We start from the raw sequence: 13,243 nt of genomic DNA, 5'->3' as shown, positions 1-13,243 counted from the left end.
TCAGCTTATTTCGTCCCTTCAGGGAAATGAATAAGTTACATAAAACTTTGTCAGGAGATAAAGATGAGCAAGAAAGGATTAACGACCGGATCCGGCGCGCCGGTTGTCGATAACAATAATGTCGCCACCGCAGGCCCACGCGGCCCCATGCTGCTGCAGGATGTCTGGTTTCTTGAAAAACTAGCCCACTTTGACCGGGAAGTTATCCCGGAACGCCGTATGCACGCAAAAGGTTCCGGCGCCTACGGCAAACTGACCGTCACCCACGATATCACCCGCTATACGCGCGCAAAACTCTTCTCTGGAATCGGCAAAACCACCGACTTGTTTCTGCGCTTCTCGACCGTTGCCGGAGAGCGTGGCGCCGCTGACGCCGAGCGTGATATTCGCGGCTTTTCCATCAAGTTCTATACCGAAGAGGGTAACTGGGATCTGGTGGGCAACAACACGCCGATTTTCTACCTTCGCGACCCGCTAAAATTCCCGGACCTCAATCACGTCGTAAAGCGCGATCCGCGTACTAACCTGCGTAACCCAACATGGAAATGGGATTTTTTCTCCCTGCTACCGGAAACGCTGCATCAGTTAACGATTGATTTCAGCGACCGCGGCATCCCGCGTTCTTATCGTCATATGCACGGTTTTGGCAGCCACGCGTTCAGCTTTATCAATGCCGAAAATGAGCGCTTTTGGGTGAAGTTCCACTTCAAATCCCAGCAGGGGATCGCCAACCTGATGGATGATGAGGCCAAACGCCTGGTGGCAGAAGACCGCGAAAGCTCGCAGCGCGATCTCTATGAGTCAATTGAAAAAGGCGATTTTCCGCGCTGGACCTTCTACGTGCAGATAATGCCGGAAGCGGAGGCCAGCCAGGTCCCTTATAACCCATTTGACCTGACCAAAATCTGGCCGCATAGCGATTATCCGTTAATTGAAGTTGGGGTGCTGGAGCTAAACCGCAACCCGGACAACTACTTCGCGGAAGTTGAGCAGGTAGCCATGAACCCGGCAAACGTGGTGCCCGGGGTAAGTTTCTCTCCGGACCGTATGCTGCAAGGACGACTGTTCTCCTATGGCGACACTCAGCGTTATCGTTTAGGGGTTAATCATCATCAGATCCCGGTAAACGCTCCGCGCTGTCCGTTCCATAACTATCACCGCGACGGCGCGATGCGCGTAGATGGCAACAGCGGCAACGGTGCGACCTACGAGCCCAACAGCTTTGGCGTCTTTCAGGAGCAACCGGACTTTAGCGAGCCGCCGTTAAACCTTGAAGGCGCGGCCGCTCACTGGGATCATCGGGAAGATGGCGACTATTTTAGCCAGCTGCGAAAGCTGTTTGAGCTATTAAGCGAAGATGAGCATCAGCGTATGTTTCAGCGGATAGCCGGTGATATGCGAGATATCCCCGAATTTATTCAGCAACGGCAGATTGGACTATTCAGCGAAGTCCATCCCGACTACGGCGCGGGCGTAGCGGCGGCATTGAAAGCTTTGCAACACGCCAAATAAACGCTTACGGCAGCCAATATAGCTGCCGTTTTCGCTGCAAAGAAGAATTTAGTGCTGGAGTTTATCAAGCTGGCGCAGTGACAAACCGGTCAGCTTTGCGACCTGAGACGGCTCCTGCCCATCTTCCAGCATCGCCCGGGCAATGCGTTCAGCCGCCTCCTGCTGCCCTTCACCCCGGCCTTCTTGCCGACCTTCCTGCCAGCCCTTACGACGACCTTTTTCTATTCCCGCCTTCATTCCCTGAAGGACTCCCTGTTTGCGGCCACGCTCTTCCAGAAACTGAGCAATATTCATTAGCGTCTCCTTATGCTGCTTAAGCGGTACCTTTTGCGCTAATTTGCGTAAAAAGGCCACGGGATCGGCGGCGTTACCCGCCTGAATCATATAATTCAGCAACGTTTTAAACTGCCGACGGTTATTGTATCCCAACGACAATATGCTGACCAGTTGCTCTGAAATTTCCATCATATCCCGCTGCCGGATATGTTTTTGTAGCAGCTCCAGCATGGCGACTCGTCGGTGCTGTATGAGCTGCTCATCCGGGATCGTCGTAATATCCACCAGTTGAAAATTCTGGCTATATAGCCTCTCAGCCACCTCTGGCTGCGAAAAACCGTCCAGCCAACGCATTGAGTGCGGACAGGGGCTGGTCTTGCCGTGATAAAAAAGCAGGGGAATGACCAATGGTAACTGGTGATACCCTTTATCCAGATGACGCTGCATCGCGGCAATGGCATAGCGCATCAGGCGAAACGCCATATGCCGGTCGGGTGAGCTTTGATGCTCAATCAGCACATAAATATATCCTTCGCCGGTCTGTGTTTTGAGCGAATAGAGGATATCCGAATGGCTGGCACGCAGATCTTCTTCGATAAAGCTACCGGATTCCAGCTGAAGCGTTCGCAGATCGCATAGCATCCGCAGATGCTCCGGCAAATGAATAAGTAAAAAATCGCGCGCCGTTGCCCGATGGGACAAAATATGTTTAAAAACCGCATCATGCGGTGAGTGGCTTCCTATCGGTTCCATGATGGCCTCTGATCAATAAACTTGCGGCCACCCTATCACCTCTCGCTTCCGCCGCGCGTTTTCGCTTGCTGTTTGCCGAGTCGACTCGCAAACTGGGCTATCTCAATGTTTACCCACGTCATCATTAAGGAAAAACCATGCGTCAAAGGACTATCGTTTGCCCGCTCATTCAACATGAAGGCCACTACCTGCTGTGCAAAATGGCCGACGATCGCGGCGTGTTTCCCGGCCAGTGGGCGCTCTCCGGCGGCGGCGTGGAGCCTGGCGAACGTATCGAAGAGGCTCTGCGACGAGAGGTTCGCGAAGAGCTGGGCGAAAAACTACAGCTAACCCAGATTACACCATGGACCTTTAGCGACGATATCCGGGTTAAAACCTATGCTGATGGCCGCCAGGAAGAAATTTATATGATCTACCTGATTTTCGATTGCGTTAGCGCCAATCGCGAAGTGACGATCAACGAAGAGTTTCAGGATTACGCGTGGGTGAAACCGGAAGATCTTGCCCATTATGATCTGAATGTAGCGACCCGTAAGACGCTGAGTCTGAAAGGCTTACTCTGAACGAGCGATCAAAAAGCGCAGCCTGACCTTCAGCCCGCCCAACGTTTCGCTGCGCAGCAGTTGCGGATGGCTGCGGTGCAGGCGTGCAATATCGCTAACCAGCGCCAGCCCGAGCCCGGCTCCGGGATTATCACCAACGTTTTCCAGGCGATGAAACGGCATTAACGCCAGCAGAATCTGCGTATCATCGATCCCCGGGCCGCTATCCTCGACGTCCAGCAGCACAGCGTTCCCCTCTCGATGCAGGCTTAACGTCACGATCCCGCCCTGGGGCGTATAGCGAATTGCGTTATCCAGCAGATTCGCACACAGCTCGCTCAACAGCACGCAATCTCCGGCTATCATCACCGCCGATGGCTCGCCCTCATAACCAAGATCGATAGCTTTGCTCCGCGCCTGCACAAGCCGGGAAAAACAGCTGTTCTGAACAATCTCATGGAGATCAACCGGTGAAAAGGCATGCTCCCCCTGCTCTTTACGTTTGATAGTCGCCAGTTGCAGCAGGCGCTCAGTTAATAGAATCGTGCCATCCAGGGTGCTGCTCATCGCCGCCAGGCTCTCTCGCCAAAGTTTAGGATCATCACTGGCCAGCGCCACCGAGGCCTGAGTTTTCAACACCGCCAGCGGGGTTTTAAGTTGATGAGAAGCGTCGGCGCTAAAACGTTCCTGGCGTGAAATCATCACCCGCAACCGATCGATATAGCGGTTAAAAGCAACGATTAACAGACGGGTTTCCGACCACGGCAGCAGCTCCGGTAGCGGCGTCAGCAGACCGGGTTCGCGGCGCACCATCAGCGCCGAAAGCTGGCGCATCGGTCGCAGCACGCGGCGCAGCAGCCAGCCGGTGAACACCAGGGTTAACAACACCAACAGCCCTTGCGATATCCACGACGAGAACAGCAACTGTCCAGCCAACCAGCGCCGCGACTCCAGCGTTTCGGCGATGTAGATTTCCGCCATTCCGGCAATACCACCTTCATTCACTGGCTGCAGCAGGCGCGCCACGCGGATGGCCTGACCACGATATTCGGTATGATAGAACCACGCCAGCGCCGGATAGAGTTGAGTACGAGAAGTCGATGGCGGCATCGCCGGAAGGTCGTCATAACCGGAAATCACCTGCCCCTCGGGGTCGAGAACTTTATAGTACAGGCGATCGTTCATATTCAGTTCAAAGCTATCCAGCACCACCCACGGCACATTCACCTCAAGCTTACCATGGCGCACCACCAGGCGTTCGGCTACGGTTCGGGCGGACGAGAGCAGCGTACGATCGTACGCCTGCGTCGCCGCCTGTAGCGCACTGACGTAGCTATTGAAGGCCGACAGCCCCCACAGTAAAACCAGCGGCAGGCCGAGAAACAACAGCAGTTGTGCAAAGAGCGACTGCGGTTTAGCCCACCTCATGGGCCAATTCCAGCACGTAGCCCAATCCGCGCAAGGTAACGATCCGCACGTTGCTCTCCTGAAGCTTTTTCCGTAAACGATGAATATACAACTCGATACTTTCCGGGCTAACGTCGTCGCTCAGGCTGAAAACCTGCTCGAAAAGCTGCTGACGAGACACCGGGCGCGTGCGGCGAAACATCAACACCGTCAGCAGCGCCTGCTCGCGTGGAGTTAACGACAGCATCTGCCCACGCAGCAAAAAATAGCCTTCATCACGATATTCCAGTTCGCCGATCTGCTGGATCTCGTGCACTTGACCTTCGCTACGCCGCAGCAGCGCCCGCAGCCTGGCATCCAGTTCTTCAAGCTCAAAAGGTTTTGGCAAATAGTCATCGGCCCCCACGTTCAGTCCTTTCACCCGATCCGCCACCGCACTGCGGGCGGTCAGCAGCAACACGGGAAGCGTCTGTCCACGTTTTCGCAGACGCTGCACCACTTCCAGCCCATCGAACCCCGGCATACCGATATCCAACACTGCCAGCGCATATTTTTCGCTTTGCAGCAGATGGTCAGCCGCCCGTCCGTCAAGTACGCAGTCTACGGCAAACCCGCTCTGCACCAGCGCTTTCTCCAGCCAGTGAGCCAGCTCACGGTTATCTTCAGCCAATAAGAGACGCATATCACATCCTGTAAAGTTGCTGCTGCATTGAAAGGGAAATGAAAGGTAACTGTTTTAACAATCACGCAACTGAACTACTACATGTCGGTTCACATAATCAGAAAAAACGTTCCCTGTACCCTACCGAGGAAGCCTATGAACATCTCACTCCTTCGCCATCTTAGTGCCATCACTTTCTGCCTGTGTACCGCCTCGGCTTACGCCACCGAGGCCCCATCCCGCACCGAATGTATCGCGCCCGCCAAACCCGGCGGCGGCTTCGATCTGACCTGCAAGCTGCTTCAGGTCAGCCTGATGGAGACCGGCGCTATCAAAAAACCGATGCGCGTCACCTACATGCCCGGTGGCGTAGGCGCGGTGGCCTATAACGCCATTGTTGCCCAGCGCCCCGGTGAACCCGGCACCGTAGTCGCCTTCTCCGGCGGCTCGCTGCTCAACCTGTCGCAGGGAAAGTTTGGCCGCTATGGCGTCGATGATGTCCGCTGGCTGGCCAGCGTCGGCACTGATTACGGCATGATCGCCGTGCGCACTGACTCCCCGTGGAAAGACCTGGCATCGTTTATGGCGGCGATGGAAAAAAATCCCGCCAGCATTGTCATCGGTGCTGGCGCGTCCATCGGCAGCCAGGACTGGATGAAAGCGGCGCTGCTGGCGCAAAAAGCCAACGTCGACCCGCACAACATGCGCTACGTGGCGTTTGAAGGCGGCGGCGAGCCGGTCACCGCGCTGCTCGGCAATCATGTGCAGGCAGTCTCCGGCGATCTGAGCGAAATGGTGCCTTATCTCCAGGGCAATAAAATTCGCGTGCTGGCGGTCTTCTCCAACGAAAGATTGCCAGGCGCTCTCGCCAACGTACCCACCGCCAAAGAGCAAGGTTACGATCTGGTCTGGCCGATTATTCGCGGCTTCTTCGTTGGCCCGAAAGTCAGCGATGCTGACTATCAGTGGTGGGTGGACGAGTTCAGTAAATTGCAGCAGACCGATGCGTTTAAAAAGCAGCGCGAACTCCGGGGCCTGTTTGAGTTCAACGTGAATGGCAAGGAGCTCGACGCGTACGTCAAAAAACAGTTGGAAGATTATCGCCAACAGGCAAAAGCCTTTGGCCTGGCCAAATAATCAATGGAGGTTGTGATGAGCGATCGTATTTTTGCCGGAGTATGGCTGCTGCTCTGCGTGGGTGGAATGTTTATCGCCTGGCAAATCCACAGCGAGTACGCCTATGAACCCGTCGGCCCCCGCCCTTTTCCGGTGGGTATTATCGGCCTGATGCTGCTGTGCTCTGTGCTGCTGCTCCTGCGTCGGCCCGATGTCATCACATGGCCGGGGTGTCTGGTTTTACAACGTTTACTGACGATGGTGGTGGCACTGGTGGTCTATGCGTGGGGCTTTGAGTGGCTGGGTTTTCCCTTGTCAACCGCGCTGCTGACCGCCGTTTTCGGCCTGCTGTTTGGCGCGACCTTACCCGCGGCTGGCGTTGCTGGCATCATCATGGGCATCGCGCTGTGGTACATCTTTGACGCCCTGCTTGATGTCACCCTGCCGCTCGGCATCTGGCTAATTTAACGGAGGAGTTTATGGATATCTGGATTTATCTGTCGCAAGGCTTCGCCGTCGCCATGACGCCGGGGAACCTGATGATTGCGCTGATCGGCTGCTTCGTTGGCACTATCGTCGGCCTGCTGCCGGGCCTGGGGCCAATTAACGGCGTGGCGATTTTACTGCCGCTGGCTTTTGCCCTGCACCTGCCTGCGGAGTCAGCGTTGATCCTGCTGGCGACGGTCTATATTGGTTGTGAATATGGCGGGCGCATTTCGTCGATTCTGCTCAATGTTCCCGGCGATGCCGCCGCCATTATGACCGCCATCGACGGCTACCCTATGGCGCAGCAGGGGCGCGGCGGCGTGGCGTTGTCCATCTCGGCGGTGAGCTCGTTTGTCGGTTCACTTATCGCGATTATCGGGATGATTTTATTTGCCCCGCTGCTGGCCCAGTGGTCGCTGGCGTTCGGCCCGGCGGAGTATTTCGCGCTGATGATTTTCGCCATCGCCTGCCTCGGCAGCATGATGGCGCAGAATCCGCTGAAGTCGTTCCTCGCCGCGTTAATCGGTTTGGGGTTGGCGACGGTGGGCGTTGATGCCAACACTGGCGTCTATCGCTTCACCTTCGACAGCGTTCATCTTTCCGATGGCGTGCAGTTTATCGTGGTAGTGATTGGTCTCTTTTCGGTCTCAGAAATTTTGCTGATGCTGGAAAGCACCAGCGGCGGGCAGAAACTGGTACGGAAAACCGGGCGCATGCTGTTTAACGCCAAAGAAGCGGGCCAGTGCGTGGGCGCGACGCTGCGCTCATCGGTGGTCGGTTTCTTTGTTGGTATCCTGCCGGGCGCGGGAGCGACCATTGCCAGCGCCATCACCTATATGACTGAGAAAAAGCTCAGTGGTAACAGCGACTCCTTTGGTAAAGGCGATATCCGCGGAGTGGCGGCGCCGGAAGCGGCAAATAATGCCTCCGCCTGCGGGTCGTTTATTCCGATGCTCACGCTCGGCGTTCCTGGTTCCGGGACCACGGCGGTGATGATGGGCGCGCTGACCTTATACAACATCACCCCAGGACCGGCGATGTTTACCGAGCAACCGGACATTGTTTGGGGGCTGATCGCCGCGCTGTTGATCGCTAACGTGATGCTGCTGATCATGAACATTCCGCTAATCGGCCTCTTTACCCGCATGCTCACCATTCCACTGTGGTTTCTGGTTCCGGCGATCGCCGCCGTATCTGCGGTTGGCGTTTACGCAGTACACAGCACCACTTTCGACCTGCTGTTGATGGTTGGGCTGGGCGTACTCGGCTACATCTTGCGCAAAATGCACTTCCCGATGTCGCCGCTGATCTTAGGCTTCGTGCTGGGCGAGATGCTGGAGCAGAATCTGCGCCGCGCGTTGTCGATTAGCAACGGCAACATGGCGATTCTGTGGCAAAGCGGGGTGACTAAAACGCTCCTGCTGCTGGCGGTACTGGTCATCGTGGTTCCGCCGCTGGTGAAGTACTGGCGCAAGCGCCAGTTGATGACGAAAGGAGATCTCCCGGGAAGCTGACAGAATGCGCCTCCAGGTACGCCATTGCAGCATCCACTCTCTTCCCGGTGGCGCTGCGCTGACCGGGCTACGGGTCCGGTCTGGTAGCCCGGACAGATGCGCAGCATCGCCTCCGGGAAACAGCGTGTATCGCGGCTTCCGTTGTTCCCCCCGACCGCGCTACTGGCCGGGGCTACGGGTTCACCGCGCTCAGCACTCTGGCGCGCGCATCGTCCCACTCGCGCCGTTCCTGCTCGCTGAGCAGGGCGGTCGCGCTACAGCGCATCGCATCCCATCCGGGATACTCATCGATCTGCGGCGGGTTATTCTGGCGCTGATTATCGTAAAAAGACCAGTGGCTGCCGCAAGACAGGTCTGAACTGACAAGATATCCCTCTTTTAACTGCAGATAGATCTGGTTATTGATCACCGTCATCGCCATCTCCTCCTGCGGACGTTCATCCGCTAATCGCGGCAGGCGAATAGGGGTAAACATCCAGGTTTTACCGTGGTCGGCTGAAACGTTGAAACCATACAGGCGAAAATGGAACTGCCCGTCGGCCATTTTTTGCGGCAAGCCGGTTCTGGGCACCACGACATACTGCTGCGCCGCGTGGACATAGCGAAACGATGCCGGTGCGACCTGCCCGTAAGGCACGCTGCCTGAACGCTCCGTCTCTGGGGTCGTCCATTCATTTAGCTTTAGATCGCCAATCCGCGAGACAATATCCCGTTGCGTATCCAGATACCACATCACCCCCGAACAATAGCGCGGTGCCCGCCCGTGTCGTCCCAGCTTACCTCTGTCGAGCACGATATAACGCCAGGCGTCAAAACGGTAAATCACCTGCGGCCAAATTTTCTGCCCGCGCCAGTGACGATCGTCCTCGCGAATATGGCTGGAAAAAGGGTCGTCAACGCTCCAGACGTTGAAAGGCTGCGCCAACAAAAAGCAGAAAAAGGCGAGAATACGGAACCTGTTTTTCATTACCGTGCATCCCTGTCGGTTAGTCACTCTCTGTATGCAGCGCCGGTTCTGGCTATAACCATGCTCCTTGTTCAGGGCTAAAAGCTGCGTCCCTTCCCGGAAGACAACTCAGGAGAACCGTGCCGCTAACGTTCAATATTGTATTTTCCCGGTATCCATCTGATAGTAACGTCTTTAAACTTCTGGCGATATATTATGACCACCACGATTTCCGGCTCGTTAATCAAATTTGCGGCCCTGGCGCTTCTACTTATCCTTGTTTATACCGGCATCAGCGCGGGAGATAAGCTCACCTGGCTGATGGAAGTTACGCCAGTCATCATCCTCGTTCCTTTGCTGCTGGCGACGCACTCACGCTATCCGCTAACGCCGCTGCTCTACATACTGATCTTCTTCCATGCCATTATTTTAATGGTTGGCGGAATGTACACCTACGCCAAAGTGCCTATCGGCTTTGATGTTCAGGCCTGGCTTGATTTGAGCCGCAATCCCTACGACAAGCTGGGACACTTTTTCCAGGGACTGGTCCCGGCGCTGGCGGCGAGGGAAATTTTGCTGCGCGGCGGCTACGTTCACGGACGGAAAATGCTCGCGTTCGTAGTTTGCTGTATTGCGCTGGCGATCAGCGCCGTCTATGAGCTGATTGAATGGTGGGCTGCGCTGGGTCTGGGACAAGGCGCGGATGAGTTTCTTGGCACTCAGGGCGATCCCTGGGATACCCAGTCGGATATGTTCTGCGCCCTGCTCGGCGCGCTGACCACCGTTTTCGTTCTGGGCCGCTGGCACACGAAGCAGCTACTGAGCATCCAGCAGTCCTGAACTACGGCATTACCTGCTGGTTAACCCACTCACGTAGCGCCCGGCGGGAAATTTTAATGCCGCCGGTTTTTAGCGTTTCGGGCAGTGGCAACCAGCGTACCGGCTGCTGGAAACGCGCCAGCTTATCGGCGCACCAGCTTGCTAAGGTTGCCGGGTCGCAATGTTCGCTGCACTCCACCACCGCCACCGGCCGCTGGCCAAATTCGGCATCATCCAGCGGTACAATAAAGACCTGCTGAATCTGCGGATGAGCGCCAATGACCCGCTCCACCTCTTCCGGCTGAATGCCCTCTCCGCCGCTGAAAAAGAGATTATCCATTCTTCCGAGAATGGTCAGATTGCCGTTATCAAGCCTGCCGCGATCACGGGTAGCAAACCAGCCATGTTCATTAACCAGTGGAACTATTTGCTTATCGCGCCAGTAGCCTTCAGCCATGCTGTCGGCCCGCAGCCAGACTTCACCGTCGACAATCCACAGTTCGCGTCCCGGCAGCGGCTGCCCGACGTCCGCCAGGCCATCGGCCTCTTTGGCGCACACTGTGGAAGCAAACTCGGTCAGTCCGTAGCCACACCAGCAGCGGATACCGCGCGCTTTCGCCTGCTCGGTCAGCGCCACCGGGATCGCCGCGCCGCCCAGCAACACCGCTTTTAACGCTACGTCAGTATCGCCGTTGAGCAGACGCCAGAGCTGAGTCGGCACCAGCGAGGCATGAGTACAGCCCTGCAATGCCTGCTCCAGCGGCTGTTTGTCACGCACCGTCAGGACAGCGCCCGCATGCAGCCAGCGCCAGAGAATGCCCTGGCCGGAAACGTGAAACAGCGGCAGCGACAGCAGCCAGTCATCTTCTGGCGCAAGCGGGATCATCGCCAGCACGCCTTCGGCGCTGGCGAGGTGGGCGCGAAAAGTATGTACCGCCGCTTTCGGTAACCCCGTCGACCCCGAAGTCAGCGTCATTGAGGCCAGGCGATCTTCACGCCAGATAACCGCGTGCTCGCCTGACGCAAATTGCAGGGACAGTGGGTTGTACATCAGCGCAAGAGCGTCGCCGTTTAGCACCAGCGCATGACGCAGGCTTAGCGACGGTAGCAGTTCCGCTAACAAAGCGGATGGCAATTGCGGGTTCAGCGGCAGGACGCGCGCGCCGCACTGCAATAGTGCCAGCCACGCCAGTAAGGCCTCCGGCTGATTGTAAGCACGAAGCAGCACGCCATCGCCTTCGCTGATGCCCTGGGCGTGAAATCCCGCCGCCAGCGCATCAATTTGCGCGCACAGCTCTCGCCAACTCAGGCGCTGCTCGTTCAGACGCAGCGCCTGCGCCCCTCCCCGCAGCTGACGCCAGTGACGCCAGGGCCAGTCGCTAAATGTCACAGCAACGGCTCCAGCTCATCAACGGTTAGGCACGGCAGGTCGCTTTCCGGCCAGCGACGAACCAGTTGGCCGCGCATCAGGCTCAGCGTATCCAGACCGGGAATAGTGTGCGGCGTCAGCCAGGCGGCAATTCGCGCCAACTGCGTCAGGCCCAGGCTCGACTCAATGGATGAGCTGATAACCGCCGTCAGCCCCAGAGCATGCGCGGCTGCCACCTGCTGCTGCACTTTTTGCAGGCTGCCGGTCAAGGTCGGTTTAATCACCACGGCCCGCAAACCCGGCTCGGCGGCAAACTCAAAATCCGCCTCGCGCAGGCTCTCATCCCAGGCAATTGCGATCCCCGTTTCCTGGGCAAAAGCACGCGAGTCGTCGCGAGTTTTGCAGGGTTCTTCAAGGAAGGCGATACGCTCACGATATTGCGGATTAACGTATTTGGCGAACTGCTGGGCTTTCAGCGGCGTCCAGGCACGGTTGGCGTCAAGACGCAACGTCAAATCAGGGATCGCTTCCAGCAGCAGGTTCACTACCATGCCGTCGCGCACCGCCTCATACAGGCCAACTTTGACCTTCGCCACCTTCTCGCCAGGCATCAGCGAAAGCTTCGCAAACAGCTCGTCCGGGTCGCCGGAACACAGCGGCGCGGCGCGATAATCCGCCGCCTGCGGCAACTCACCGCACAGTTCCGCCAGCGCGCAGCTCACGCCGAAAGCCGCTGAAGGCGGCACTGGCTGCGCAGCGTCTTCGCCATCACGCCAGGCTTGCGCCCAGGTAAGCAGCGCCGCCTGCGCTTCGTCCAGCGTTTCAAGGCTGAATCCCGGCAGGGGAGAAATCTCCCCCCAGCCTTCGCGCTCGCCGTCACGCAAGCGCAGAAGCAAGCCATCGCGGGTTTTTAACCGCCGTTCACGCAGCACCACCCCCGCGTCCATCGGTAGCTGCCAGCGGTAAACCTGCGCCTGTCGCATTATGGATTCCGTTTAAATTTGCTGAAGTCCGGCTGGCGCTTCTGGTTGAACGCGTTGCGCCCTTCCTGACCCTCTTCGGTCATATAGAACAGCATAGTGGCATTGCCCGCCAGCTCCTGCAGCCCCGCCTGACCGTCGCAGTCAGCGTTCAGCGCCGCCTTCAGGCAGCGCAGCGCCATCGGGCTGTTTTGCAGCATTTCACGACACCAGCGCACGGTCTCTTTTTCCAGGTCCGCCAGCGGAACCACGGTGTTGACCAGGCCCATATCCAGCGCGGCTTTCGCGTCGTATTGGCGGCACAGGAACCAGATTTCGCGGGCTTTTTTCTGCCCAACGATGCGTGCCATATAGGCCGCGCCCCAGCCGCCGTCGAAGGAACCGACTTTCGGGCCGGTCTGGCCGAAGATGGCGTTTTCCGCAGCGATGGTCAGATCGCACATCATATGCAGCACGTGACCGCCGCCGATGGAGTAGCCCGCAACCATTGCCACAACGGGTTTCGGGCAGGTGCGAATTTGACGCTGGAAATCGAGCACGTTGAGGTGGTGAACGCCGGAGTCATCCTGGTATCCGCCGTAGTCGCCGCGAACTTTCTGATCGCCACCGGCACAGAACGCCTTGTCGCCTTCGCCGGTCAGGACGATAACGCCGATATTGTCGTCATAGCGGGCATCCGCCAGCGCCTGAATCATCTCTTTGACGGTCAGCGGGCGAAAGGCGTTGCGGACCTGCGGGCGGTTAATGGTGATTTTAGCAATCCCATCCGCCGACTTTTGATAACGAATGTCGGTGTAGCCTTCGGAACAGTCCTGCCATTCAACCGGGGCGTAAAGCATTGCTTCATCAAGAGAGATCATAG

The 13,243-nt window shown here is 57.3% G+C and carries 13 protein-coding genes; 6 read left to right on the top strand and 7 right to left on the bottom strand.

From position 1 onward, the window contains the following. The first annotated feature begins 63 nt into the window (after positions 1-63). A complete protein-coding gene (locus AC07P6_RS09360; RefSeq protein ID WP_478316093.1) occupies positions 64-1,512 on the top strand; it encodes a catalase in 1,449 nt (482 codons plus the stop codon). Positions 1,513-1,560: 48 nt separating this feature from the next. Here AC07P6_RS09360 and AC07P6_RS09355 read toward each other — a convergent pair whose 3' ends face one another. Beyond that, positions 1,561-2,541, bottom strand: a complete 981-nt coding sequence (locus AC07P6_RS09355; protein ID WP_478316092.1) for an Rpn family recombination-promoting nuclease/putative transposase — start codon at positions 2,539-2,541, stop codon at positions 1,561-1,563. Positions 2,542-2,678: 137 nt separating this feature from the next. Here AC07P6_RS09355 and nudI point away from each other — a divergent pair, with 137 nt between their 5' ends. Continuing rightward, positions 2,679-3,104 carry a nucleoside triphosphatase NudI gene (gene nudI / locus AC07P6_RS09350; RefSeq protein ID WP_182240063.1) on the top strand — a complete coding sequence of 142 codons (426 nt, stop codon included), beginning with the start codon at positions 2,679-2,681 and terminating at the stop codon, positions 3,102-3,104. On the opposite strand, the gene AC07P6_RS09345 is transcribed toward nudI, so the two are convergent. Both AC07P6_RS09345 and tctD read right to left on the bottom strand, forming a co-directional pair. Then, the gene (locus tag AC07P6_RS09345; RefSeq protein ID WP_434662279.1) at positions 3,096-4,511 is read right to left on the bottom strand and encodes a sensor histidine kinase; all 1,416 of its coding nucleotides are present in this window, start codon (positions 4,509-4,511) and stop codon (positions 3,096-3,098) included. The genes nudI and AC07P6_RS09345 overlap by 9 nt on opposite strands. Beyond that, entirely contained in the window at positions 4,498-5,172 is a 675-nt protein-coding gene (gene tctD, locus AC07P6_RS09340) for a transcriptional regulator TctD (RefSeq protein WP_181485502.1), read from the bottom strand. The genes AC07P6_RS09345 and tctD overlap by 14 nt, the downstream gene beginning before the upstream one ends. Positions 5,173-5,307: 135 nt before the next feature. Here tctD and AC07P6_RS09335 point away from each other — a divergent pair, with 135 nt between their 5' ends. From AC07P6_RS09335 to AC07P6_RS09325, 3 genes are read left to right on the top strand one after another with little or no spacing between them, the layout of a single operon-like run. Then, the gene (locus AC07P6_RS09335) at positions 5,308-6,288 is read left to right on the top strand and encodes a Bug family tripartite tricarboxylate transporter substrate binding protein (RefSeq protein WP_478316091.1); all 981 of its coding nucleotides are present in this window, start codon (positions 5,308-5,310) and stop codon (positions 6,286-6,288) included. Between the two features lie 15 nt (positions 6,289-6,303). After that, positions 6,304-6,735, top strand: a complete 432-nt coding sequence (locus AC07P6_RS09330; protein ID WP_478316090.1) for a tripartite tricarboxylate transporter TctB family protein — start codon at positions 6,304-6,306, stop codon at positions 6,733-6,735. An 11-nt stretch (positions 6,736-6,746) separates the two neighbouring features. Continuing rightward, on the top strand, positions 6,747-8,267 hold the full coding sequence (locus tag AC07P6_RS09325) for a tripartite tricarboxylate transporter permease (RefSeq protein ID WP_182207432.1): 1,521 nt from the start codon (positions 6,747-6,749) through the stop codon (positions 8,265-8,267). A 172-nt stretch (positions 8,268-8,439) separates the two neighbouring features. Here AC07P6_RS09325 and AC07P6_RS09320 read toward each other — a convergent pair whose 3' ends face one another. Continuing rightward, complete coding sequence (locus AC07P6_RS09320; protein ID WP_478316089.1) at positions 8,440-9,234, bottom strand: T6SS immunity protein Tli3 family protein; 795 nt, start codon at positions 9,232-9,234, stop codon at positions 8,440-8,442. Between the two features lie 195 nt (positions 9,235-9,429). Between AC07P6_RS09320 and AC07P6_RS09315 the strand changes: the two genes are divergently transcribed. Next, positions 9,430-10,053, top strand: a complete 624-nt coding sequence (locus AC07P6_RS09315) for a DUF2238 domain-containing protein (RefSeq protein ID WP_478316088.1) — start codon at positions 9,430-9,432, stop codon at positions 10,051-10,053. 1 nt (position 10,054) lies between these two features. Here AC07P6_RS09315 and menE read toward each other — a convergent pair whose 3' ends face one another. From menE to menB, 3 genes are read right to left on the bottom strand one after another with little or no spacing between them, the layout of a single operon-like run. After that, positions 10,055-11,422 carry an o-succinylbenzoate--CoA ligase gene (menE, locus tag AC07P6_RS09310; RefSeq protein ID WP_478316087.1) on the bottom strand — a complete coding sequence of 456 codons (1,368 nt, stop codon included), beginning with the start codon at positions 11,420-11,422 and terminating at the stop codon, positions 10,055-10,057. After that, complete coding sequence (menC, locus tag AC07P6_RS09305) at positions 11,419-12,384, bottom strand: o-succinylbenzoate synthase (protein WP_478316086.1); 966 nt, start codon at positions 12,382-12,384, stop codon at positions 11,419-11,421. Before menC ends, menE begins: the two co-directional genes overlap by 4 nt. Then, the gene (gene menB, locus AC07P6_RS09300; RefSeq protein ID WP_181485494.1) at positions 12,384-13,241 is read right to left on the bottom strand and encodes a 1,4-dihydroxy-2-naphthoyl-CoA synthase; all 858 of its coding nucleotides are present in this window, start codon (positions 13,239-13,241) and stop codon (positions 12,384-12,386) included. The genes menC and menB overlap by 1 nt, the downstream gene beginning before the upstream one ends. Positions 13,242-13,243 lie beyond the last annotated feature (2 nt).

Source organism: Klebsiella sp. GFKo11 (genome assembly GCF_056490265.1).
Note: the sequence above shows the minus strand (reverse complement) of the source record. Positions and strands in the feature narration are given on the sequence as shown.

Bases quoted from the DNA above. Each gene is read 5' to 3' on its own strand.
- menB (WP_181485494.1), bottom strand. From the start codon at position 13,241: ATGATCTCTCTTGATGAAGCAATGCTTTACGCCCCGGTTGAATGGCAG.
- AC07P6_RS09360 (WP_478316093.1), top strand. From the start codon at position 64: ATGAGCAAGAAAGGATTAACGACCGGATCCGGCGCGCCGGTTGTCGAT.
- AC07P6_RS09320 (WP_478316089.1), bottom strand. From the start codon at position 9,234: ATGAAAAACAGGTTCCGTATTCTCGCCTTTTTCTGCTTTTTGTTGGCG.
- AC07P6_RS09325 (WP_182207432.1), top strand. From the start codon at position 6,747: ATGGATATCTGGATTTATCTGTCGCAAGGCTTCGCCGTCGCCATGACG.
- AC07P6_RS09330 (WP_478316090.1), top strand. From the start codon at position 6,304: ATGAGCGATCGTATTTTTGCCGGAGTATGGCTGCTGCTCTGCGTGGGT.
- AC07P6_RS09315 (WP_478316088.1), top strand. From the start codon at position 9,430: ATGACCACCACGATTTCCGGCTCGTTAATCAAATTTGCGGCCCTGGCG.
- nudI (WP_182240063.1), top strand. From the start codon at position 2,679: ATGCGTCAAAGGACTATCGTTTGCCCGCTCATTCAACATGAAGGCCAC.
- AC07P6_RS09345 (WP_434662279.1), bottom strand. From the start codon at position 4,511: ATGAGGTGGGCTAAACCGCAGTCGCTCTTTGCACAACTGCTGTTGTTT.
- AC07P6_RS09335 (WP_478316091.1), top strand. From the start codon at position 5,308: ATGAACATCTCACTCCTTCGCCATCTTAGTGCCATCACTTTCTGCCTG.
- menC (WP_478316086.1), bottom strand. From the start codon at position 12,384: ATGCGACAGGCGCAGGTTTACCGCTGGCAGCTACCGATGGACGCGGGG.
- tctD (WP_181485502.1), bottom strand. From the start codon at position 5,172: ATGCGTCTCTTATTGGCTGAAGATAACCGTGAGCTGGCTCACTGGCTG.
- AC07P6_RS09355 (WP_478316092.1), bottom strand. From the start codon at position 2,541: ATGGAACCGATAGGAAGCCACTCACCGCATGATGCGGTTTTTAAACAT.